The organism is Aliagarivorans marinus DSM 23064, assembly GCF_000429485.1.
In the GTDB taxonomy this organism is placed as follows: Bacteria; Pseudomonadota; Gammaproteobacteria; order Enterobacterales; family Celerinatantimonadaceae; genus Aliagarivorans; species Aliagarivorans marinus.
Genome location: NZ_KE386907.1, coordinates 457,483 through 479,895, shown reverse-complemented (window position 1 = coordinate 479,895; position 22,413 = coordinate 457,483). Strand labels below are relative to the sequence as shown.

General features: G+C 54.1%; 17 protein-coding genes. 11 read left to right on the top strand and 6 right to left on the bottom strand.

Translation table 11 applies throughout. The features are described from left to right. Positions 1–7: 7 nt before the first annotated feature. The 6 genes from G461_RS0116595 to ubiG form a co-directional block, all read right to left on the bottom strand. Positions 8–853, bottom strand: coding sequence for a hypothetical protein (locus G461_RS0116595; protein WP_026972680.1), 846 nt, complete (start codon positions 851–853; stop codon positions 8–10). Positions 854–936: 83 nt separating this feature from the next. After that, positions 937–1,230, bottom strand: a complete 294-nt coding sequence (gene yfaE, locus G461_RS0116590) for a class I ribonucleotide reductase maintenance protein YfaE (protein ID WP_051333627.1) — start codon at positions 1,228–1,230, stop codon at positions 937–939. Then, positions 1,230–2,360: a class Ia ribonucleoside-diphosphate reductase subunit beta gene (nrdB, locus tag G461_RS0116585; RefSeq protein ID WP_026972678.1), complete on the bottom strand. Its 1,131-nt coding sequence runs from the start codon at positions 2,358–2,360 to the stop codon at positions 1,230–1,232. The genes yfaE and nrdB overlap by 1 nt, the downstream gene beginning before the upstream one ends. A 34-nt stretch (positions 2,361–2,394) precedes the next feature. After that, complete coding sequence (nrdA, locus tag G461_RS0116580; protein WP_026972677.1) at positions 2,395–4,683, bottom strand: class 1a ribonucleoside-diphosphate reductase subunit alpha; 2,289 nt, start codon at positions 4,681–4,683, stop codon at positions 2,395–2,397. Between the two features lie 279 nt (positions 4,684–4,962). Beyond that, a complete protein-coding gene (gph, locus tag G461_RS0116575; protein ID WP_026972676.1) occupies positions 4,963–5,631 on the bottom strand; it encodes a phosphoglycolate phosphatase in 669 nt (222 codons plus the stop codon). A 70-nt stretch (positions 5,632–5,701) separates the two neighbouring features. Continuing rightward, positions 5,702–6,427, bottom strand: a complete 726-nt coding sequence (ubiG, locus tag G461_RS0116570; protein WP_026972675.1) for a bifunctional 2-polyprenyl-6-hydroxyphenol methylase/3-demethylubiquinol 3-O-methyltransferase UbiG — start codon at positions 6,425–6,427, stop codon at positions 5,702–5,704. Positions 6,428–6,637: 210 nt separating this feature from the next. On the opposite strand from ubiG, the gene gyrA reads away from it, so the two are divergent. The 11 genes from gyrA (at position 6,638) to fliI (ending at position 22,403) form a co-directional block, all read left to right on the top strand. Continuing rightward, a complete protein-coding gene (gene gyrA, locus G461_RS0116565; protein ID WP_026972674.1) occupies positions 6,638–9,346 on the top strand; it encodes a DNA gyrase subunit A in 2,709 nt (902 codons plus the stop codon). Positions 9,347–9,511: 165 nt separating this feature from the next. After that, positions 9,512–10,600: a 3-phosphoserine/phosphohydroxythreonine transaminase gene (gene serC / locus G461_RS0116560; RefSeq protein ID WP_026972673.1), complete on the top strand. Its 1,089-nt coding sequence runs from the start codon at positions 9,512–9,514 to the stop codon at positions 10,598–10,600. 9 nt (positions 10,601–10,609) lie between these two features. After that, a complete protein-coding gene (gene hisC, locus G461_RS0116555) occupies positions 10,610–11,719 on the top strand; it encodes a histidinol-phosphate transaminase (RefSeq protein ID WP_026972672.1) in 1,110 nt (369 codons plus the stop codon). A gap of 8 nt (positions 11,720–11,727) precedes the next feature. Beyond that, positions 11,728–13,005: a 3-phosphoshikimate 1-carboxyvinyltransferase gene (aroA, locus tag G461_RS0116550; protein WP_026972671.1), complete on the top strand. Its 1,278-nt coding sequence runs from the start codon at positions 11,728–11,730 to the stop codon at positions 13,003–13,005. 111 nt (positions 13,006–13,116) lie between these two features. Then, positions 13,117–14,373, top strand: a complete 1,257-nt coding sequence (locus G461_RS24525) for an EAL and HDOD domain-containing protein (RefSeq protein ID WP_051333626.1) — start codon at positions 13,117–13,119, stop codon at positions 14,371–14,373. A gap of 254 nt (positions 14,374–14,627) precedes the next feature. After that, positions 14,628–16,763, top strand: a complete 2,136-nt coding sequence (locus G461_RS0116540) for a putative bifunctional diguanylate cyclase/phosphodiesterase (RefSeq protein WP_169727271.1) — start codon at positions 14,628–14,630, stop codon at positions 16,761–16,763. Positions 16,764–16,861: 98 nt separating this feature from the next. Next, positions 16,862–17,212: a flagellar hook-basal body complex protein FliE gene (fliE, locus tag G461_RS0116535; protein ID WP_026958096.1), complete on the top strand. Its 351-nt coding sequence runs from the start codon at positions 16,862–16,864 to the stop codon at positions 17,210–17,212. Between the two features lie 29 nt (positions 17,213–17,241). Continuing rightward, positions 17,242–18,942, top strand: coding sequence for a flagellar basal-body MS-ring/collar protein FliF (fliF, locus tag G461_RS0116530; RefSeq protein WP_026972669.1), 1,701 nt, complete (start codon positions 17,242–17,244; stop codon positions 18,940–18,942). Continuing rightward, positions 18,932–19,963: a flagellar motor switch protein FliG gene (gene fliG, locus G461_RS0116525; RefSeq protein WP_026972668.1), complete on the top strand. Its 1,032-nt coding sequence runs from the start codon at positions 18,932–18,934 to the stop codon at positions 19,961–19,963. Before fliF ends, fliG begins: the two co-directional genes overlap by 11 nt. Continuing rightward, on the top strand, positions 19,964–21,082 hold the full coding sequence (fliH, locus tag G461_RS24520; protein ID WP_051333625.1) for a flagellar assembly protein FliH: 1,119 nt from the start codon (positions 19,964–19,966) through the stop codon (positions 21,080–21,082). It begins immediately after the preceding gene. Continuing rightward, the gene (fliI, locus tag G461_RS0116515) at positions 21,060–22,403 is read left to right on the top strand and encodes a flagellar protein export ATPase FliI (RefSeq protein WP_211236289.1); all 1,344 of its coding nucleotides are present in this window, start codon (positions 21,060–21,062) and stop codon (positions 22,401–22,403) included. Before fliH ends, fliI begins: the two co-directional genes overlap by 23 nt. Positions 22,404–22,413: the final 10 nt, after the last annotated feature.

Genomic DNA, 22,413 nt, shown 5'->3' with positions numbered 1-22,413 from the left:
GATAAATCTACAATGTTTGCCCAAGTTCTTTTGATTGTAACACCACTTCTTGACATGAGTTTGGCAAGCGAAGTTGACGATTCTCTTTTGCGAGATCGCCCAAGTGGAACGCAAGTAAGCGCTGATCCATGGGCAATGCCGACTCGCTCTGATTTAGCCATTCCAATATCCGCGGTGTATTTTCGTGATAATCCTGAGCGAAACGGCTGATTTGCTGGCGCACTTCCATGCTCATTTCGGTCGGAATATCGCTGGTTTGCACGATATGCAGCACGTATGGCTGTAGTAGACGCGCCTGGGCGCGGAAATCGGCATCGCTTTGCTCGCTCTTTTCAAGTAGCTGCAGCTCGTCCAGCTCGCCGCAGATGTGATTCGCCTTGAGTAGGGCCACACTATGTTGCACTAACTGATCGGTATCGTAGCCCTCGCCAAACATCTCCAAAAAGGCATTAGGCAGATTGTGCTGGGAGAGCCTAACCTTGGGGTGGGTCAACTGGGCTTCGTTAAACTGACGCACCCGCAACGGCAGGTTAGGCTTGACCTCGATGATCTGTAGCTGCCCGCGCTCCACCCGATACTGCCAATTGGATTGCTGGTCGATATAAACGCTTAGCTCAGAGATGCTACAAGCGACTTGACGGCTCGCCCCTTGGTTGTCGATTTGGTAGAGGCCCTGATCGGCATTCACTGCGGTGACCTCTCCCAGCTGGCGCACATAGTTGGCGGTGGCGATGGTGGCGCGGCAGATCTGTGGCTCGGTGAAGTTGTTGGATTTACTAAACCAGGCATAGGCCGCAACAGAGCAGCACAGTAATAGCACGCCGGTGGTAACAGCAGTAATCGAACGAGTCATGAAACGAGAGTGGTTGCCCAAGGTATGCCTAGTATATCTGTCGAATCATTAAAAACTTAAGTCTGGCTCAAGTAAATCGCAGGTCAGGAGGCGATACGCGGTTTTAGCGGAGGGCGCTCTTTGAGGGCTACGGTGCCTTTAGGGCGGCTACAGCAGCTGAGTACCTGACCGGGCGGCACATTGGCCAGCGGTGTTTGCTGGTATTCCACTTCGCCGGATTCGAGGGTGCAGCGGCAAGCACCACAGACACCTTCCCGGCAATGGTATTCAGGGGCAAAGCCAGCTTCTTCGAGGGCGCTGAGGATGCTGTCGTGGTGGGCATCCACCACGACCTCAATACCTCCGGCAATCACGCGGCCTTCGTTACGTTTGCTCATTACAGCTCGAAGTTTTCGAAATCATCGGCGGCGATGGCGGCGTCGATCTGACCGACCAGGTAAGAGCTGATCTCGGCTTCTTGCGGTGCAACCTGTACGTTGTCAGAGACCAGCCAAGCATTAATCCATGGGATCGGATTAGAGCGCTCTTCAAAGCATGGGTGCAGGCCAACCGCTTGCATACGTTGGTTGGTGATGTACTCGACGTACTGGCATAGGATCTCTTCGTTCAGGCCAATCATTGAGCCGTCTTTGAACAGGTACTTGGCCCACTGCTTTTCTTGCTCGGCGGCGTCGGTGAACAGGCGCCACGCATCAACCTCACACTCTTTGGCAATCTCGGCCATCTCTGGGTCGTCTTTGCCTTCGCGCATTAAGTTGAGCATGTGTTGGGTGCCGCTGAGGTGCAGTGCTTCGTCGCGGGCGATCAGCTTGATGATCTTGGCGTTACCTTCCATCAGCTCACGCTCGGCAAAGGCAAACGAGCAGGCGAAGCTCACATAGAAACGGATGGCTTCCAGTACGTTCACCGACATCAGGCACAGGTAGAGCTTCTTCTTCAGCTCGCGCTTGGTCACGCTAATGGTTTCGCCATCGACCACATGTTCGCCTTCGCCATACAGGTGGTACAGCGAGGTGTGTTGGATGAGGTCATCGTAGTAGCCGGCAATATCATTGGCGCGCTTGATGATTTCTTCATTCTCCAGAATGTCGTCGAACACCTCGGAAGGGTTGTTCATCACATTGCGGATAATGTGGGTGTATGAGCGCGAGTGAATGGTTTCGCTAAAGGCCCAGGTTTCAATCCAGGTTTCCAGCTCCGGCAAGGAGACCAGTGGTAGCAGCGCCACGTTGGGCGAGCGGCCCTGAATGCTGTCGAGCAGGGTCTGGTACTTGAGGTTACTCAAGAAGATATGCTGCTCGTGGGCGGGCAGGGCGTTGAAGTCGATGCGATCGCGGCTTACATCCACCTCTTCTGGGCGCCAGAAGAACGACAGTTGTTTCTCAATCAGCTTCTCGAAGATCTCGTGGCGCTGAACATCGTAACGGGCAACGTTAACCGGCTGGCCGAAGAACATCGGCTCTTTGGTGGCGTCATTCGCTTGTTGGGTAAAAATTGAATAGCTCATGCTTGCGTCCTAGTTATTCTCGGTTCTCAGTTGCCTAGATTTTGCAGGCGCCACCGGCGCAGTCGTCATCTTCTGGTTCTGGCTTGTTGGCCAATTCGTGCTGGTCTTTCGCGCCATCACGGGTGTTATGGTAATACAGCGTCTTCACACCGTAGCGATAGGCGGTTAGCAGGTCGCCAATCAGTTGCTTCATCGGTACCTTGCCATCGGCAAAGCGCGCCGGATCGTAGTTGGTGTTGGCTGAAATACTTTGGTCGACAAACTTCTGCATCACACCAACCAGCTGCAGGTAGCCATCGTTGTTGGGGATATCCCACAGCAGCTCATAGTTGTTATGCAGGCGGTCGAACTCTGGTACCACCTGTTTCATAATGCCGTCTTTACTGGCTTTTACGCTCACATATCCACGTGGCGGCTCGATGCCGTTGGTGGCGTTTGAGATCTGACTCGAGGTCTCTGACGGCATCAGCGCCGACAGGGTTGAGTTACGCAGACCGTGCTGCATAATCTCTTTACGCAGGCCGTCCCAGTCCAGATGCAAAGGCTCATCACAGATCTTATCTAGCGAGCGTTTGTAGGTATCGATAGGCATCAGGCCCTTGGCGTAGTTGGTCTCGTTGAACAGCGGGCAAGCGCCTTGCTCTTTGGCCAGGTTCATTGAAGCCTTCAATAGGTAGTACTGAATCGCTTCAAAGGTGCGGTGAGTCAGGCCATTGGCGCTGCCGTCGCTGTAGCGTACGCCGTTCTTGGCCAGGTAGTAGGCGTAGTTAATCACGCCTATGCCCAAGGTGCGGCGGGCATCAGAGCCTTTTTTCGCTGCCAGTACCGGGTAGTCTTGGTAATCCAGCAGGCTGTCAAGAGCGCGTACTGCCAGCTCGCTAAGCTCTTCCAGCTCGTCCAGAGATTCCAGCGCGCCCAAGTTAAAGGCGCTTAGGGTACACAGGGCAATCTCGCCGTTTTCATCATGCACGTGCTCCAGCGGCTTGGTTGGCAGGGTGATTTCCATACACAAGTTTGACTGGCGCACTGCCGCTTGCTTGGCGTCAAAGGCGCTGCGGGTATTACAGTGGTCCACATTCTGGATGTAGATACGGCCGGTGGAGGCGCGCTCTTGCATCAGCAGCGAGAACAGCTCAACCGCTTTCACCTTCTGCTGGCGAATGCTGCTGTCTTGCTCATAGAGCTTGTACAGGCGCTCGAATTCGTTTTGGTCTTCAAAGAAGGCATCGTACAGGCCCGGTACGTCACTTGGCGAGAACAGGGTAATGTCGCCGCCTTCAACCAAGCGTTGGTACATCAGGCGGTTTAGCTGCACGCCGTAGTCCATATGGCGAACTCGGTTGTCTTCAACGCCGCGGTTGTTCTTAAGCACCATCAGCGATTCCACTTCCAGATGCCAGAACGGGTAGAACAGGGTGGCTGCGCCGCCACGTACGCCGCCTTGCGAGCAGCATTTCACCGCGGTCTGGAAGTACTTATAAAAAGGAATACAGCCGGTGTGGAAGGCTTCACCGCCACGGATCTCGCTACCTAGTGCACGGATGCGACCGGCGTTGATACCGATGCCGGCGCGTTGGCTAACATAGGTGACGATGCTTGACGCGGTGGCGTTGATAGAATCCAGGCTGTCACCACACTCGATCAGTACACAAGAGCTGAACTGGCGGGTTGGGGTGCGGACGCCCGACATAATCGGTGTTGGCAACGAGATCTTAAACAGCGAGGTGGCATCGTAGAAGCGGCGGATGTAGTCAAGACGCACTGACTTGTCGTAGTGGGCGAACAAACACGCGGCGACCAGGATGTATAGGAACTGGGCGCTCTCAAACACTTCGCCGGTCACCCGGTTTTGTACCAAGTATTTACCTTCCAGCTGTTTCACTGCTGCGTAAGAGAAGTTCATATCGCGCCAGTGGTCGATAAACTCGTCCATCTGAGCGAACTCTTCCGGGGTGTAGTCTTTTAGCAGGTGCATGTCGTAGCGGCCTGCTTCACACTGCTTCACCACATGATCGTAGAGCGTCGGTGGCTCAAACTGGCCATAGGCTTTTTTACGTAGGTGGAATACAGCTAGTCGCGCGGCCAGATATTGGTAGTCTGGGGTTTCCTGGGAGATAAGGTCAGCGGCGGCCTTGATAATGGTCTCGTGGATGTCTTTGGTGGCAATGCCTTCATAGAACTGGATGTGAGACTTGAGTTCGACCTGAGATACCGAAACCTTGTCGAGCCCTTCAGCAGCCCAAGAGATGACTCGGTGGATTTTATCGAGGTCGATGGCTTCCTTTTGACCGTTACGCTTGGTGACTAGCAGATTGTCGTTCATGGAGTGTCCTGAATATCCTTACGAATTGTGGGTCACTGATAAGCGACCCACAACATATAGTGTTTTTTTCATTTCTGAATACAAGATAATGAGGTTTGGCGTTTTTAGCAAGGGGATGCCGCGGTGTGAAATCTGTGTATAACTGGAGGATAAATTTAATTGGTTAGTGTTCGCTAACCAATGGCTCCTTGGGCGACGCGGGAGCTGCAAATTGACGTGGGTCAAATTTAGGGAGCGATCACGAAAGCTAAATTTTTTGTCAAAAATTCACTGCTGTCGTCAAAGTGTTAAAGTTTGTTCAATCCAATGACTTAACTGCTCACTTGTCGCGCACTGATGGTGAGCTTGCCAGTCGTTTACCCCGCTGTCTTCGCGCAAATATCCCCACAGTGCCACCACCGATGTCATGCCAGCCGCATTCGCGGCCTGGATATCACGCTCGGCGTCGCCAAAGTAACTGCAGGCCGAGGGAGCCACGCCGATCTGCTCGGCGGCATGTAGCAGCGGTTTGGGGTGGGGCTTGCGTTTATCTAAGGTATCGCCAGCAATCACCACCGCAGCCTGCTTAAAGATGGCAAAATCGGTCAGCAGTGCATGGGTCGGGCGGGCCGGTTTGTTGGTCACAACGCCCCAGGGGATCCCCATTCCTATCAGCCAGTTCAGGCAGTGCTCGATACCGGGGAACAGACGAGTGGCGCGATTTAGCTGCAGTTGATAGGCGTCGAGGAAGTGCTGGCGCAGCTCGCTTGCTGCAAACCGTGAGTAGTCGTCACCTAGCCCTTGCTGCAGCAGGCCAAGTGAGCCATCTGAGCTGTACTGGCGGGCGGTCTCCATGGAAATCTCTGGATAACCGAGCGAGCAGAGCACCGCATTGGCGGCATCGCGCATATCCGGCGCGGTGTCGAGCAGGGTGCCATCGAGGTCAAACAAAACCGCTTGCGTTGCCATTGCTTACTTCCTTGTGTCGCTGCTGCGAGTTACCAAGCGTTATTTTCGAGCTGCTTTCGAACTGCGCCGCTCAAGCCTGTTCGGCCTTGCTAAGATGCGTCATGTAGTTAACGCTAACATCCCGGCTTAGGCTTGCTTGCTCTAATACTGGTAGATAACGCACTCCACTCAGGTCTTGGCAGTTGAGCTGCTGCTGATCGCACCACGCCAAGAGCTCGGAGGGGCGAATAAACTTATCGTAGCTGTGAGTGCCTTTGGGGACGATCTTGGCGATGTTCTCGGCGCCGACAATCATCATCGCGTAGGCTTTGAGGTTGCGGTTGATGGTGGAGAAAAACACTGCGCCGCCGGGTTTAACCAGCTTGGCACAGGCCGCCACCACCGAGAATGGATCGGGGACATGCTCGAGCATCTCCATACAGGTGACCACATCAAACTCGCCTGCGTGCAGCTCGGCAATCGCCTCGGCTGTGCTTTGTTGGTACTCAAGCTTCGTACCAGTCTCCAGCGCGTGCAGTTTCGCCACCTCGATCTGCTCTTGACCCATGTCAATACCGAGCACCTTTGCGCCGCGCTTGGCCATGCTCTCGGCCAACACGCCGCCGCCGCAGCCGATGTCGGCAACGCGCTTGCCAAACAAGCCGTCGCTGGCCGCTTCGATATAGTCCAATCGGAGCGGGTTTATCTGATGTAAAGTGCGAAATTCACCGTTTTCATCCCACCAACGGGCCGCGAGCGAGGCAAAGTGGGCAATTTCGTCGTGGTCGACATTACTCGAATGTTCTGTAGTGTCCATCTTTTACAACCGTGTTCCTTAGGTACCGCGTGCATGAATACGAAGAAGAGTGCGGACCGAACTCTCAGTTTGCGGGTCTGTGTTTAGTTTTTCAATATTTTCAGTTCAATCACGAAATATGTGCCTGTTACGCATCGCTTATTATGGTAAAGTTTGCGATTACGCTGAGTAATAGTACGAAAGCAATAAAAAGGAAGGATTTAGTCTTCTATGAGCGATCTTGCAAAAGAGATCACACCCATCAATATCGAGGACGAGCTAAAGAGTTCGTATCTTGATTATGCGATGAGCGTGATTGTAGGACGCGCCCTGCCAGATGTCCGCGATGGTTTGAAGCCGGTGCATCGTCGGGTGCTGTACGCGATGAACGTACTGGGCAACGATTGGAACAAGCCCTACAAGAAATCTGCCCGTGTGGTCGGTGACGTAATCGGTAAATATCACCCCCACGGTGACAGCGCGGTATACGACACCATTGTGCGCATGGCCCAGCCTTTCTCCCTGCGCTACATGCTGGTCGACGGCCAAGGTAACTTCGGTTCGGTCGACGGCGACTCTGCAGCGGCAATGCGTTATACCGAAATTCGTATGGCCAAGCTGGCACACTCGCTGCTGGCTGACTTAGACAAAGAAACCGTTGACTTCGTGCCCAACTACGACGGCACTGAGCGCATTCCTGAGGTATTGCCTACCCGCATTCCTAACCTGCTGGTTAACGGTTCGTCTGGTATCGCCGTAGGTATGGCGACCAACATTCCGCCACACAACCTTAACGAAGTGGTTAACGGTTGTTTGGCGATGATCGAAAACCCTGAGATCACCATTGATGAGTTGATGGATTACATCCCGGCGCCGGACTTCCCGACCGCAGGTATCATCAACGGCCGTGCTGGCGTGATTCAGGCTTACCGCACCGGCCGTGGCAAGGTATCTATCCGCGCCAAGGCTGAGGTGGTTACCAGTAAAGAAGGCAAAGAGACCATCTTGGTTCACGAGATCCCGTATCAGGTGAACAAGGCGCGTTTGATCGAGAAGATTGCCGAGCTGGTTAAAGACAAGAAGATTGAAGGCATCAGCGCGCTACGCGATGAGTCAGACAAAGACGGCATGCGCATCGTTATCGAACTCAAGCGCGATGCCGTGGGCGAAGTGGTACTGAACAACCTGTACTCACAAACCCAGATGCAAGTATCGTTCGGTATGAACATGGTGGCGCTGGATAATGGCCAGCCTAAAGTGTTCAATCTGCGCGAGATGCTAGAGTGCTTTGTCCGTCACCGCCGCGAAGTGGTGACCCGCCGCACCGTGTACGAGTTGCGTAAAGCCCGTGACCGTGCCCACATCTTGGAAGGTTTGTCGATTGCACTGGCAAATATCGACGAGATCATCGAGCTTATTAAAACCTCGCCAACCCCAAGCGAAGCGAAAGCTGCGTTGGTGGCTCGTGGCTGGGAGCTCGGTGGTGTTAAGGCCATGCTGGAGAGCGCCGGCGACGATGCGGCTCGCCCAGATTGGCTGGAGCCGCAATACGGTATCCGTGATGGCCTGTACTATCTGACCGAAACCCAAGCGCAGGCTATCTTGGACCTGCGTCTGCACAAGCTAACCGGTCTTGAGCACGAGAAGATCCTTGACGAGTACAAGGGCTTGCTTGAGCTAATCGCTGAGTTGCTGCACATCCTGAACAGCTCAGAGCGCTTGATGGAAGTGATCCGCGATGAGCTGGTAGAAGTGAAAGATCAGTTTGGTGACGATCGCCGCACCGAGATCTCTGCCAACAGCGCCGATATCTCGCTGGAAGACCTGATCAACGAAGAAGACGTGGTAGTGACCCTGTCACACGAAGGCTACGTCAAGTACCAAGCTTTGGCTGATTACGAAGCCCAGCGCCGTGGCGGTAAGGGTAAATCAGCCACCAAGATGAAGGATGAAGACTTTATTGAGCGTCTGCTGGTGGCCAACACCCACGACACCATTCTGTGCTTCTCTAGCGCCGGTAAGGTGTACTGGCAGAAAGTCTACCAGTTGCCACTAGCGAGCCGTCAGGCCCGTGGTAAGCCAATTGTGAACCTGTTGCCGCTGGAAGCCGATGAGCGTATCACCGCGATTCTGCCGGTACGCGAATACGCTGATGACAAGTTCATCCTGTTCGCCACCGCCAACGGTACCGTGAAGAAGACTCCGCTCAGTGCATACAGCCGTCCGCTATCTAGCGGTATCCGCGCGATTAACTTGAACGAAGACGATCAGTTAATCGGTGTGGCGCTAACCGATGGCGAGAGCGACATCATGCTGTTCTCAGACGCCGGTAAAGTGGTGCGCTTCAACGAGAAGCTGCGCGACAGCGAAACCGGTGAGGTGAAACGCGACCCTGAGACTGGCGAAGAGCTGTTTGCCCTGCGTCCAATGGGCCGTACTGCAGCCGGTGTTCGCGGTATCAAACTGGCCGATGGCCAGAAAGTGGTCTCGCTCATCGTGCCAAATGGCGATGGCGATATCCTGACGGTGACCGAAAACGGCTACGGTAAGCGTACCGAGATCACTGAGTACCCAGCTAAGAGCCGTGCTACTCAGGGTGTGGTTTCAATTAAGGTGAGCGAGCGTAATGGCTCGGTCGTTGGCGCGGTACAAGTGGCCGAAGGTGACGAGATTATGATGATCACCGATGCGGGCACCTTAGTACGTACTCGTGTAGGCGAAGTCTCTCGGGTTGGCCGTAACACCCAAGGCGTGACCTTGATTCGCACCAGCGACGATGAGCACGTAGTGGGTCTGCAGCGTATCGATGAAGTCGAAGAGGAAGAACTCGACGACGCATTAGTTGACGGTGAGGGCGAAGGCGAAGCGCCAGTGGCACCTGAGGCTGACGGCGATACCGCTGAAGGTGGCGATGCGCCGCCGAGCGAACCAGAAGCATAACCATAAACGGGCGGCCTTGGCCGCTCGTTTTATTTCTAATACAAATACCGCTTTTGGTACAAATACAGTTTTTAACTACAAGTCAGGCATACTGTCGCCTGACCGTAAGATTGCAACGAATGGCCTATTCGTATTGATAAGAAGTAGACAGGGGGTCACAACATAATGAGCAAGGTTTTCAATTTCTGCGCCGGTCCAGCGATGCTGCCTGCCGCGGTGATGCAACAAGCACAACAAGAATTTACTAACTGGCAAGAGATGGGCGTGTCGGTGATGGAGATCAGCCATCGCAGCGCCGATTACATCGCAATGGCCGAGCAAGCCGAGCAAGACCTGCGCGATCTGCTCAATGTGCCGAGCAACTACAAAGTACTGTTCTGCCAAGGCGGTGGCCGCGGTCAGTTTGCGGCGGCGCCACTTAACCTGCTGGGCGACAAGCAATCCATCAGCTTTATCACCACCGGCCAGTGGTCGAAGAGCGCCGTTGACGAAGGGCAGAAATATGCCGAGATCAGCGAGTTTGATGCCCTCACCAGCGATGAGCAAGGCCGTATTGCGGTGTTGCCGAGCAGTGACTGGCAGTTTGATGAAGATTCTGCCTACCTGCACTACTGCCCCAATGAGACCATCGAAGGTATTGCAATCGATGAGATCCCAGCTGTTGGCGACCTGCCACTGGTGGGCGACTTCTCATCCACCATTTTGTCTCAGCCGCTCGATATTAGCCGCTTTGGTGTGGTGTATGCCGGCGCGCAAAAGAACATCGGTCCATCTGGCTTGGCGATTGTGATTGTCCGTGAAGACTTGCTGGGTAAGGCTAACATCCACACCCCGTCGATTATGGACTACGCCACCTTGGCCAAATCAGGCTCGATGTATAACACTCCGCCAACCTATGCTTGGTATCTGGCGGGCTTGGTATTCAAGTGGCTTAAGCAACTGGGCGGGCTGGATGCTGTAGCGAAACTGAATCAAGCCAAAGCCGAGTTACTCTACGGCGCTATCGACAGCAGCAGCTTTTACCGCAATGGCGTAGCACCAGCCTACCGCTCAAAGATGAACGTACCGTTCCAGTTGGCCGATGAGGCCTTGAACGGTGACTTCTTGAAAGAGTCTGCCGCCGCTGGCCTGCTCACGCTGAAAGGCCACCGCATTGTCGGCGGTATGCGGGCCTCAATCTACAACGCCATGCCACTTGAGGGCGTGCAAGCGTTGGTCGACTTTATGGCCGACTTTGAGAAGCGCAATGGCTAGGAGATAACCGTGACTATCGATTTCAAAGCATTGGCAAATATCGGGATTCAAGGGCTGCATCCTTATCAAGCCGGTAAGCCCACCGAGGAGTTGGAGCGCGAGCTAGGGATTACCGATATCGTTAAGCTGGCCTCCAATGAAAACCCCTTGGGCATGAGCAAGGCGGCGAGACAAGCGATTATTGATGCTACCAGTGAGATTGCTCGCTACCCAGACTCCAATGGCTTTTACCTAAAACAAGCCTTGGCAGACTTCTTGGGTGTTCAACCGAGTCAAGTTACCCTCGGTAATGGCTCCAACGATGTGCTTGAGCTGATCGCCCGGGTGTTCGTGAGCCCGGAGCACGAGGTGGTGTTCTCCGATCACGCTTTCGTGGTCTACCCCTTGGTCACCCAAGCAATTGCCGCTAAAGCGGTAGCGGTGCCTGCTAAAGACTGGGGTCATGACTTGGATGCGATGGCAGCAGCGATTACCGACAACACTCGCATGGTGTTTATCGCCAACCCGAATAACCCTACCGGTACCTTTTTAAGTGCTGACAGCATCGCTGCATTTTTAGCGAAAGTACCGGACAACGTTCTGGTGGTGCTCGATGAGGCCTACAACGAATACCTGTCTGATGCCGAGCGCATCGACTCGGTGAAGTGGTTGGCAGAGTATCCGAACTTGGTGATTACCCGCACCTTCTCCAAGGCCTACGGCTTGGCGGGGCTGCGCGTGGGCTATGCAATCTCTAGCGAACAGATTGCCGATCTGATGAACCGTCTGCGCCAGCCGTTCAACGTTAACAGCCTGAGCTTGGCAGCGGCACAAGCCGCGCTGGCCGATCAAGCCTTCGTTGCCGAGAGCGTTAAGCTCAATCAGGTAGAGATGGAGACGTTGGAGCAGTATTTCGAGCAACACGAAATCACCTACATCCCATCCAAGGGTAACTTTATTAGCTTCCTCGCCCCGCAGGGCGATGCCCAAGCTTGCTATCAATTCTTGCTTGAGCAAGGGGTGATTGTGCGCCCGGTTGGCGCCTATAACATGCCGGGGTACTTGCGTGTCAGTATTGGCACCCAACATGAAAATCTACGCTTTATGCAAGCCTTAGACTTGCTGATCGAACAAGGATAAATGCCTACATGGAACAATTAACTTTACAGCCGATTGCGGCAGTAAATGGGGAAGTGAACCTTCCGGGATCGAAGAGTGTGTCAAACCGCGCTCTGCTATTGGCCGCGCTGGCCAAAGGTACCACCACGCTGTCTAATTTGCTCGATAGCGATGACATTCGCCATATGCTCAACGCCTTGAAATCTTTGGGTGTCAGCTATCAGCTGAGCGATGATAAGCGCACCTGTAAAGTGGAAGGTTTGGGCCGACCGTTTTCCAGCGTTGAAGCCCAGGAGTTGTTTCTTGGCAACGCCGGTACTGCCATGCGTCCACTGTGCGCTGCGCTTTGTTTAGGGCAGGGCGAGTTCACCTTAACCGGCGAGCCGCGCATGGAAGAGCGTCCCATCGGCGCGCTGGTAGACTCCCTGCGCCAAGCAGGTGCGCAGGTCGAGTACCTAAAAAACGAAGACTACCCACCGGTTAAGATCACCGGTACTGGGCTTAAAGGCGGCAAAGTCACCATCGATGGATCGGTATCCAGCCAGTTCTTGACCGCGTTTTTGATGGCTGCGCCCTATGCAGAGGGCGATCTTGAGGTGGAGATCAGCGGCGAGCTGGTGTCTAAGCCCTATATCGAAATCACCCTGAAGATCATGGCAAGCTTCGGCGTGGACGTTGAAAACCACGACTACCAGCGCTTCGTGATCAAAGGTGGGCAAACCTACCAAGCGGTTGAGCAGTTCTTGGTGGAAGGCGACGCCTCATCGGCCTCTTATTTCCTAGCAGCTGCCGCCATCAAAGGCGAGGTGAAGGTGACCGGCGTTGGCCGTAAATCCATGCAAGGTGATGTGCAGTTTGCCGATGTACTAGAGAAGATGGGCGCCGATATTGAGTGGGGCGATGACTATATTATTGCCCGCCAAGGCGAGCTCAAAGCCGTAGACATGGATATGAACCATATCCCCGATGCAGCGATGACCATTGCCACCACCGCGCTGTTTGCCGAAGGCACCACCGCTATCCGCAATATCTACAACTGGCGAGTCAAAGAGACCGATCGCTTGGCAGCGATGGCCACTGAACTGCGCAAACTTGGTGTATCGGTGGTAGAAGGTGAGGACTTTATCGAGGTTACACCGTCCAAATCTCTGAAGCACGCTGAAATTGATACTTACAACGATCACCGAATTGCCATGTGCTTCTCGCTGGTTGCGCTAAGCGACACGCCTGTCACGATCAATGACCCAGCTTGTACTTCTAAAACCTTCCCCGATTATTTCTCGCGCTTACAAAAACTTAGGCATTAAACTTCCCTATTTAGGGGCTTAATTGTTAATATGATACAAAAGGGGCACAAAGATGCCCCCTTTATAGCGCCAGGTTCCCCCTGAAACTGGCAGGTGACGGTAAGTTGGTTAATGAAAGTATATACAGCACGCCAGGCGGTGTTTAACCGCAAACAGAGCGTGGTTGCGTATGAGCTGTTGTTCCGCAATGGCCCGGAGAATGTCTTTCCTAAAGGTGTCGACCCTCACCACGCAACCTCCCGCATGGTCCTTCAGACTCAATTAAATGAAGGTATCAACGCCGTTACTCAAGGTAAGCGTGCGCTGATTAACTTTACCGAAAAATCACTGCTTTCAGGCCTGCCGCAGCTGTTGCCACCGGATCAGGTGGTGATCGAAATCCTCGAAGACACTCAACCCACCGATGAAGTTTACGAGACCTGCCAGTCACTGTTCCACCGCGGCTATAAGCTCGCGCTTGATGACTTTAGCTTCGCCCCCGAGTGGCAACGCTTTTTCAAGTTTATCTCACTGATCAAAGTGGATATTCAGAAGACCCCGATGGACCAAATGGGCAGTTGGTTTGACAAGGTGAAGGCGCGCGGCAATATCAAGATGTTGGCCGAGCGGGTCGAAACCCGTGAGCAGCTAGAGCAAGCCATGGCCATGGGCTTTGATTTCTTCCAAGGCTATTTCTTTTGCAAGCCTGAGATCCACTCCGATCGCGATGTTGAAGTGATCGATGTGGTGGTGTCCAACCTGTTGGTGGAAGCCACCAAAGAGGACATCAACATCAATCGCATCGTGTCGTATTTTGAACGCGATACCGGGATGGCGTTTAAGCTGCTGCGTTTCGTGAACTCAGGTTCGCTGCCTGCGACCAATGAGATCCGCTCAATCAAGCAGGCAGTGGTTTACATTGGCAACGCCAAGCTGCGCAAGTTAGTTTATCTGTTGGCCAGTGCTATGACCGTCTCTACCAAACCCATGGAGCTGGTGCGTCTGTCGGTGCATCGGGCCCGTTTCTGTGAGCTGGTCGCGGAGAAGCAATTCCCGGCCCTCAAGGAGCAAGCCTTTATCTGTGGCCTGTTCTCACTGCTGGACGCGATCTTAGACAAACCATTAGAGCATCTGTTAAGCAGCTTACCGCTGGATCAAGAGATTTGTGATGCCTTGCTGAAAGACGAGGCGAGCCCGTTGCGCAATATGCTCGAAACCATCCGTCGCTATGAGGAAGGGCAGTGGTATCTGACTGAGCGGGCATCGCGTCAATTGATGTTAAGTTACGAACAAGTGGAAGAGTTTAATCGCCAGGCGCTAATCTGGAGTGAGGAATATCAGGCCCTTTTTCAGCAGGGCAAGATGAAAAATATCCGCGCTAGATCTTAAATTGCGCAGTTAATCGCACTAAGCGCTGATTTCTGGTTTTTTATCGGTTAAAGTGAGCTAATTCAGGTCGGTAGTTACAACAAAAATCACTATTGATGAATTTTTAGTCGGTAATTTATTGGGGAAAGAAGTAGCTTGTGTTAAGCGTCGTTAGGTGGGTTGCGTTGGTTGCAGCTTCGCTGATACACATTGCCTCGGCATCAACTTTTGTCGTAAACAAACAGGAATACCGTTGGCTTAACAGCAACCCGGTAGTGGACGTTGCAATCGTTTCACAGCGCGGTCCACTGGAATATATCGATGGTCAGCTCAATCCTCAGGGCTATGCGCCCGAACTGCTTTCCCACGTTGCCAACCTCAGTCAGATAACCCTTCGCTATCGCCCTTACGACAGTTTGGCCGACGCCATTCTAGCCTTGCAACAGGGGCGCGTTGACATGCTCGCCAGTGGTCCGCAGCATCGCCGCCTGTCTCCCTTTGTGCACTATGCTCGCCCCACCGTTGGTCAGCCGATAGCGCTGTTTAACTTACTCGATGCGCCGCGAATTACCCAGCTTGAAAGCCTGTCTGGGCACGTCGTGGCAGTGGTAGAGGGAAGCGCCGCGCAAGAGCGCCTGTTTGTGCAGTTCCCTGATATTAAAGTTCGTAGCTTCAGCAATGTGCAGCAAGCGCTAGGCGCGGTTGTAGCGGGTGAGGCGCAAGCCGTGCTAGGCGGCAGCGATGAAGTCAACCAGCGCCTGCGCAGCAACCTACAGTGGCGTTTTCAGCAGAGCCTGGAGCTTGCCGAGCCGGAGTACCACCGCTTTGCTGTGGCCGATGAGCATGAGATCTTACTCAACTTACTTAACCGCGGCATCGCTACCTTATCCGACAAGCATTTTGAGCAACGCTACGATTACTGGCTCTCGCAAAACCCGACTCAAGAAGCCGGTATGAACCTGCCGGTGACCAGAATCATTATGGTCATTGGCAGCGTAATGGTCCTGTTAGTGATTTGGCTGTTTAATCGCCGCAGCCTGCGCCGCCAACGCGCCCATAGCCAAAGCCTGGAAGCGCAGCTGGAGCACTGGAAAACCCACGACGACTCTACGGGCTTGCCCAACCGGCATATGCTGACCCAGATGCTGGAAGACCATTTGGTCGCCGCCAAACCAATCTCGGTGTTGATGTTCGATTTCCCCAGACAGGAAGAGATCTACGAGAACTTTGGCCAACGCCTGGGTGAAGCCGCCAAAGAAGCCTATGCCAAGCGGGTAAATATGCGGATTAAACAACGCTATCCCGATGCCACGCTGGCCTTCTGGCACCACCATTATTTCGTGGTGTTGCTCCCGGCGGTACTTGAAGAAGACAAGCTACAATCGCTTTCCAAACTGATTATCCAAACCTGTCGTGGATGGCTGCGCTTAGAGCAGTTACAGCTACTAACCCGCTGCCACGTCGGCTATGCCAGTTACAACCCGCAAACCGAAGCACTCAGTGCCGACGTGTTACTGGGCCACGCCTATATCGCGCTTAGCCATGCGGTGAAGCATGAAAGCAGCGTGTGTGCCTACCATTCCAGCTTGAGTCAGACCGGTATGATGCGTCTGACCCTGGAGTCGCGCCTGCGTAAAGCCATCGAGAATGACGAGCTTACCCTCTACCTGCAGCCTCAGTTTTGTTTAGACTCCAGGCGCTTGATAGGTGCCGAGGTGCTAGTGCGTTGGTTCACTGCCAGCGGGTCAATCTCTCCGGCGGAGTTTGTGCCGGTGGCCGAAGAGACTGGCTTGGTGTTGCAACTGGACCGTTGGGTGTTCGAACGCTCCATGCAGCTATTGGCGCGGCTAAGCCAGCGCCTGCCGGCTGATTTTAAGCTGTCGGTGAATTTCTCTGCATCAACCGTATCGCTGGGGCATGCGGAGCGCATTGCCATCAGCTATGCCAAGAAATGGCAGATTAACCCGCAGCGGGTGTGTATCGAGATCACCGAGTCGGCGATGATGGAACAGCCTAGCGAAGCGAAAAGCAGTATCCAACGGATGCGAAATGCGGGTTTCGGTATTGCTATCGACGACTTCGGCACCGGTTATTCCTCCATGGCGTATCTTAAGCACCTACCGGTGACCTTGCTGAAGATCGACCGCGCGTTTATCTCGGAAATCGATGAGAACATCAGCGACCAGCACATCGTGAAGGCGATGGTGATGATTGCTAAAAGCATGAATTACAAAGTGCTTATCGAAGGGGTGGAGACTCAGGCTCAAGCAAACTTGGCCGCCGTTATCGGCTGTGAGTGGGCGCAGGGCTTTTTGTTCTCCAAACCGATCTCCGAGCGTGACTTCGCCTCGCGCTACCTCAACGATGCGGCACTGGAAAGTAACGCAAAACGCCTAACAAGTGTCCAATAGACACAAAATATCAGTAGTTCCTCGCAATCTGGCTTACCTCTTGCTTTATACCCAATAAAAATAAAACACGTCGGTAAATTGGCGATCAAGGAACTATCATGCAAATTAAGCAAAATCAGTTGTTTAGCGAACTTCAGGCAATGGGACAAGAGCTGCGAAATGTAGCGCCAAGCCAAGACCTTCCCGGCCTTGGCCAAGGTCAGGACCTGCAAGTTAATCGCAGCCACGAAACCTTTGGCAACCTGCTACGCGATGCCATCAACAACGTGAACAACTTACAAGGACAAGCTAACGACCTGCGTACCCGTTTCGATATGGGCGACCGTAGCGTATCGATTGGTGATGTCATGGTTGCAGCCCAGAAATCCAGTGTGGCATTTGAAGCAACGGTTCAAGTGCGCAACAAGGCTATGGAAGCCTTCAAAGAAATAATGAGCATGCCAGTTTAAGCGAAAGCTGAACGCCAAGGATTAGAACGATGAGTCAAGAACAAGCCCTACTCGAAGGTGATAACGAAAGCACCGAGCTAGCTGCCACCGAGCAGCAAAGCTCAACGTTATCGTTTTTGGGTAATACCGACATGCTGCGCCAGGTGATTATAATTTTGGCGCTGGCCGTATGTTTGGCGATGGCGGTTTTCCTGCTGATGTGGGCCAAAGAGCCTGAGATGCGCCCACTCGGTAGCATGACCACCGATGAGCTGGTGCAAACCCTCGATTTCCTCGACCAGAGCAAGATCCCTTACACCGTGGAAGGCAGCACCGTTCTGGTTAACGCCGAGCAGTATCAGGATATCCGTTTGCGACTGCGTCGCGCTGGTCTGAGCGAAACCACGCCTGCTGGTGAAGAGATCCTGCTAAATGACATGGGCTTTGGTGTAAGCCAGCGCCTCGAAGGTGAACGCCTGAAGCTAAGCCGTGAGCGTCAACTGGCATCAGCCATTGAGCAGATGCGCTCGGTAAGCAAGGCGCGGGTATTGTTGGCCATCCCTAAGCAAAACGTGTTTGCCCGGCGCGAGCAACAGCCTTCAGCGACCGTGATTGTGAATCTGCGCAACGCCAGTGGCCTGAAGCAGGAAGAAATTGACTCCATCGTAGACATGGTGGCCTCAGCGGTACACAACCTGGTACCGAGCCGTGTTACCGTGACCGATCAAAACGGCCGCCTTCTTAACTCAGGTAGCCAGGACCCACTGTCTTCACGCACCCGTCGCGAGTTTGAGATGGAGCGCCAACGCGAAGAAGAGTACCGCGATAAGATTGACGCAATCTTAGCGCCCGTCGTTGGTTTGGGTAACTACACCGCCGAAGTGGACGTGACCCTCGACTTCACTGCGGTGGAGCAGACCCAGAAGCGCTTCAATCCTGACCTTCCAGCAGTGCGCTCGGAATACACCGTTGAAGATAACAACGTTGGCCCCGGCCCAATCGGTATTCCAGGAGCCTTGACTAACCAGCCGCCGCTGCCTGCAGACATTCCTGAACAGGTTAACGCAGACGGTACTACTAGCATGCAATCGGGCAGCTCGCACCGCGAATCAACCCGTAACTACGAGCTGGACACCACCATCAGTCATACCCGTCAACAAGTTGGCGCGGTACAACGGATCAGCGTATCGGTTGCACTAGACTATATAGATGGTCCTGTCGGTGAGGGCGGCGAAGCCAACCGTATTCCTCGTACCGCCGAGCAACTGACTACTATTCGTCGTTTGCTGCAAGGTGGAGTCGGTTTCAACCTGGCTCGCGGCGACACCCTAGAGGTGGTAACCGTACCGTTCTCCCGCCCAGAAGCGTTGACAGATATTGATGTACCGGTATGGGAGCAGGCCTGGTTCTGGCGTGCGATGCGCATCGTCGGTAGCGTGCTGGTATTGATTGTGCTGATTGTTGCGGTGGTAAGACCGATGCTGAAACGCATGATCGACAGCGAAGAGCAGGACGATGTTGGCGAGACCGATCTCGATGCCGCACTGGCTGCCTACGATGGCGACGAGGATGTGGACCTGATTACCATGTCCGATGGCGAGATGGACTTTGGTATCCGTGAAGGTCAGCTGAAACTGCCTGACCTACACAAAGATGAAGATATGTTGAAGGCGGTACGTGCGCTGGTAGCGAACGAACCTGACCTGGCGGCAATGGTGATTAAAGACTGGGTAATTAACGATGGCAAATGAAGAAACCACCGACCTGAGAATATTGGATGATATGTCCGGCGTCGAACGGGCCGCCATCCTGATGTTGAGCCTGAACGAAGATGACGCAGCGACGATCTTCCGCCACCTCGAGCCAAAGCAAGTACAGCGCTTAGGTATGGCGATGGCTTCCATGGAAGACTTCTCCCATGAGCGAGTAGTTGCGGTGCACCGTCAGTTTATCGACGATATCCAGAAATACACCAACATCGGTATCGGCAGTGAAGACTTTGTACGTAACGCTCTGACCGCTGCACTGGGTGAAGACCGCGCCTCGAGTCTGGTTGATCAGATTATTATGGGTAGCGGTGCGAAGGGTCTCGATTCACTGAAATGGATGGACGCCCGCCAAGTGGCCAACATCATTCAGAACGAGCACCCACAGATCCAGACTATTGTACTGTCGTACTTGGAAGCCGAGCAGAGCGCAGAGATCCTGTCGCAGTTCCCAGACAAGATCCGCCTCGACCTGATGATGCGTATTGCCAACCTCGAAGAAGTTCAGCCAGCGGCATTGACCGAGCTGAACGAAATCATGGAGAAACAGTTCGCCGGTCAAGCGGGTGCTCAAGCTGCCAAGATGGGCGGCCTGAAGGCGGCGGCCAACATCATGAACTTCTTGGATACCAACGTCGAGGGCATGCTGATGGACTCGATCCGCGAGAGCGACGAAGAGATGGCACAGCAAATCCAAGACCTTATGTTCGTGTTCGAGAACCTTATCGACATCGACGACCGTGGTATTCAGACTCTGCTGCGCGATGTACCCGGCGAGCTGCTACAAAAAGCGCTCAAGGGTGCCGACGATGGCCTCAAAGAGAAGATCTTCGGCAACATGTCGAAACGTGCTTCAGAAATGCTGCGTGACGACCTCGAAGCGATGGGCCCAATTAAAGTCAGCGAAGTGGAAAGTGCTCAGAAAGAGATCCTATCGATTGCCCGTCGTCTGTCTGAAGCCGGTGAGATTATGATCGGTGGTGGTGGCGGGGACGAGTTCCTGTAGATGATGAGCGATAAAGACACCAAGGCATCGGCAGACACGCCGATGCCAGCTACCTTGGCCGAGCAGTTCTCCGAGCTGGAGGCTGAAGACGCCGCCGCCCAAGCCGACGCACCAAACCAACACACAAACACACCAGAGGGTGACCAGCCTCCCACCCTTGAAGAGCAGTTCCAACAGGCTGAACAGCCAGAGCCAGCGGCTACACAAGAGCAAGGCGATTCCAACCAGGTAGCTGAAACCAGCGAGCTGGAACAGGCCCTCGATTACGCCGAGAGTTTGCTTGACGACGTGGCTCAGCAAGCCGAAGGCGAAACCACGCCCAGCGCCGAGCCTACTGAAGCGCAACCTGAAGCCCAGCCCGAAGACTGGCTGCTTCCCGAGTTTAAAACCGATGGCGACACCGAGCCTGAGCCGGTTAAAAACGCCTTTAACATGTACCCAAGCTGGTATGGCAAAGAAAGCGAGCCGGAAGAAGAGGTCATTGAGATCCACCCGGTCAGCCTTGAAGAGCTCGAGCAGATCCGCAATAACGCCTATCAAGAAGGCTATGACGAGGGCAAGCATCTCGGTCATCAAGAAGGCTTGCCGGAAGGCCGTGAACAAGGCCTGGCGGAAGGGCGTGAGCAAGGGCATGCTGAAGGGCTTGCCCAAGGCTTGGAGCAGGGACAACAGCAAATCGACCAGCTCGCCGAACGTTGGCAGGGCCTGTGTGATGCCCTGCATCAGCCCCAGCAACAGCTTAATCAAGAAGTAGAGCAACAGGTGGTCGATTTAGCGATGGCCTTGGCCGCTGAGATAGTCAAAGTAGAGCTACGCACCAACCCCGAGGCGGTGCTGCACAGCGTCAAGCAAGCGGTCACCGCGCTGCCTATGCAGCAGGCTACCGCACAGATAAGCCTGCACCCCGACGATTTAGCGATCGTGCAGCAGGCCTTCCCCCAAGACACCTTGGACAAGAAAAATTGGCAGCTACTGGCCGACCCAACGATTGCTCTGGGCGATTGCCTGGTAGAAACCGATCTGTCTTCAGTGAAAGTGGATATGCAAGCCACCATTCGCCAAAGTCTGGAAGCCTTTATTAAACAGAATCATGACCATGAATCTAGCTCAGAGGATTAATCGCTATCAGGTGGGGAGCCTGCGCAACAAGCCCACGGTGGCTGGTAAGCTTACCCGGGTGGTCGGCTTGACCCTGGAAGCGGTCGGCTGCCGAGCTCCTGTCGGCTCCCTATGCGCCGTTGAAACCCTCGATGGAGAGCTGGAAGCCGAAGTGGTTGGCTTTGCTGGCGACAAGCTATTTTTGATGCCCAGTGAGCAACTTAGTGGTGTATTGCCCGGTGCTCGAGTGACCCCAATGCACGAACAGCACGGTATTCCAGTGGGCGATGCCTTGCTTGGTCGGGTGATTGACGGTCTGGGTCAGCCCCTTGATGGGCTGGGGCCGGTGGTCAGCAAGCACCAAGCGAAACTTAGCGCTGAGCGCCTTAACCCGATGGCAAGGCAACCCATTGAGCAGCCGCTCGATGTGGGCGTGCGTTCGATCAACTCAATGTTAACTGTCGGCCAAGGCCAACGGATGGGTCTGTTTGCCGGCTCCGGTGTCGGTAAATCGGTCCTGTTGGGAATGATGACTCGTGGCACCACCGCCGATGTGGTAGTGGTTGGGTTAATCGGTGAACGTGGCCGTGAGGTGAAAGAGTTTATTGATGAGATCCTCGGCATCGAAGGCCGTGAGCGAGCGGTGGTTGTTGCTGCGCCAGCCGATGCTTCTCCGCTGATGCGATTGAAAGGCTGTGATACCACCCTAGCCATCGCCGAGCACTTTCGCGACCAAGGTAAGAGCGTATTGCTGCTGATGGACTCGCTGACTCGCTATGCCCAAGCGCAGCGTGAGATTGCCTTGGCCATTGGCGAGCCGCCGGCTACCAAGGGCTATCCGCCTTCGGTATTTGCCAAGCTGCCGCGCTTGGTGGAGCGGGCTGGTAATGGTGGCCCGGGGCAGGGCTCGATTACGGCGTTTTTCACCGTGTTAACCGAAGGCGACGATCTGCAAGATCCGATTGCCGATGCAGCGCGGGCGATCCTCGATGGTCACATCGTATTGTCTCGGCAACTGGCAGACGAAGGCCATTATCCTGCGGTGGACGTTGAAAAGTCGATTAGCCGGGTAATGCCCGCCATTACCAGTGAAGGGCATCAGAACCTGGCCCGCCAGCTTAAGATGCTCAAATCGGTGTATCAGCAAAACCAAGACCTTATCTCCATTGGCGCCTACCAGCGTGGCGCCGATCCTCGGGTTGATTTAGCCATCTCCATGAAAAACCATCTGGACCAGTTCTTGCAACAAGGCATGAAAGAAGTCGTACCCTATGACGAATGTTTGGCGCGACTGGAGCGAACCATGCAGATGGCCAACATCAATCAGCAACGCCCCGGTTAAACTAAACCCG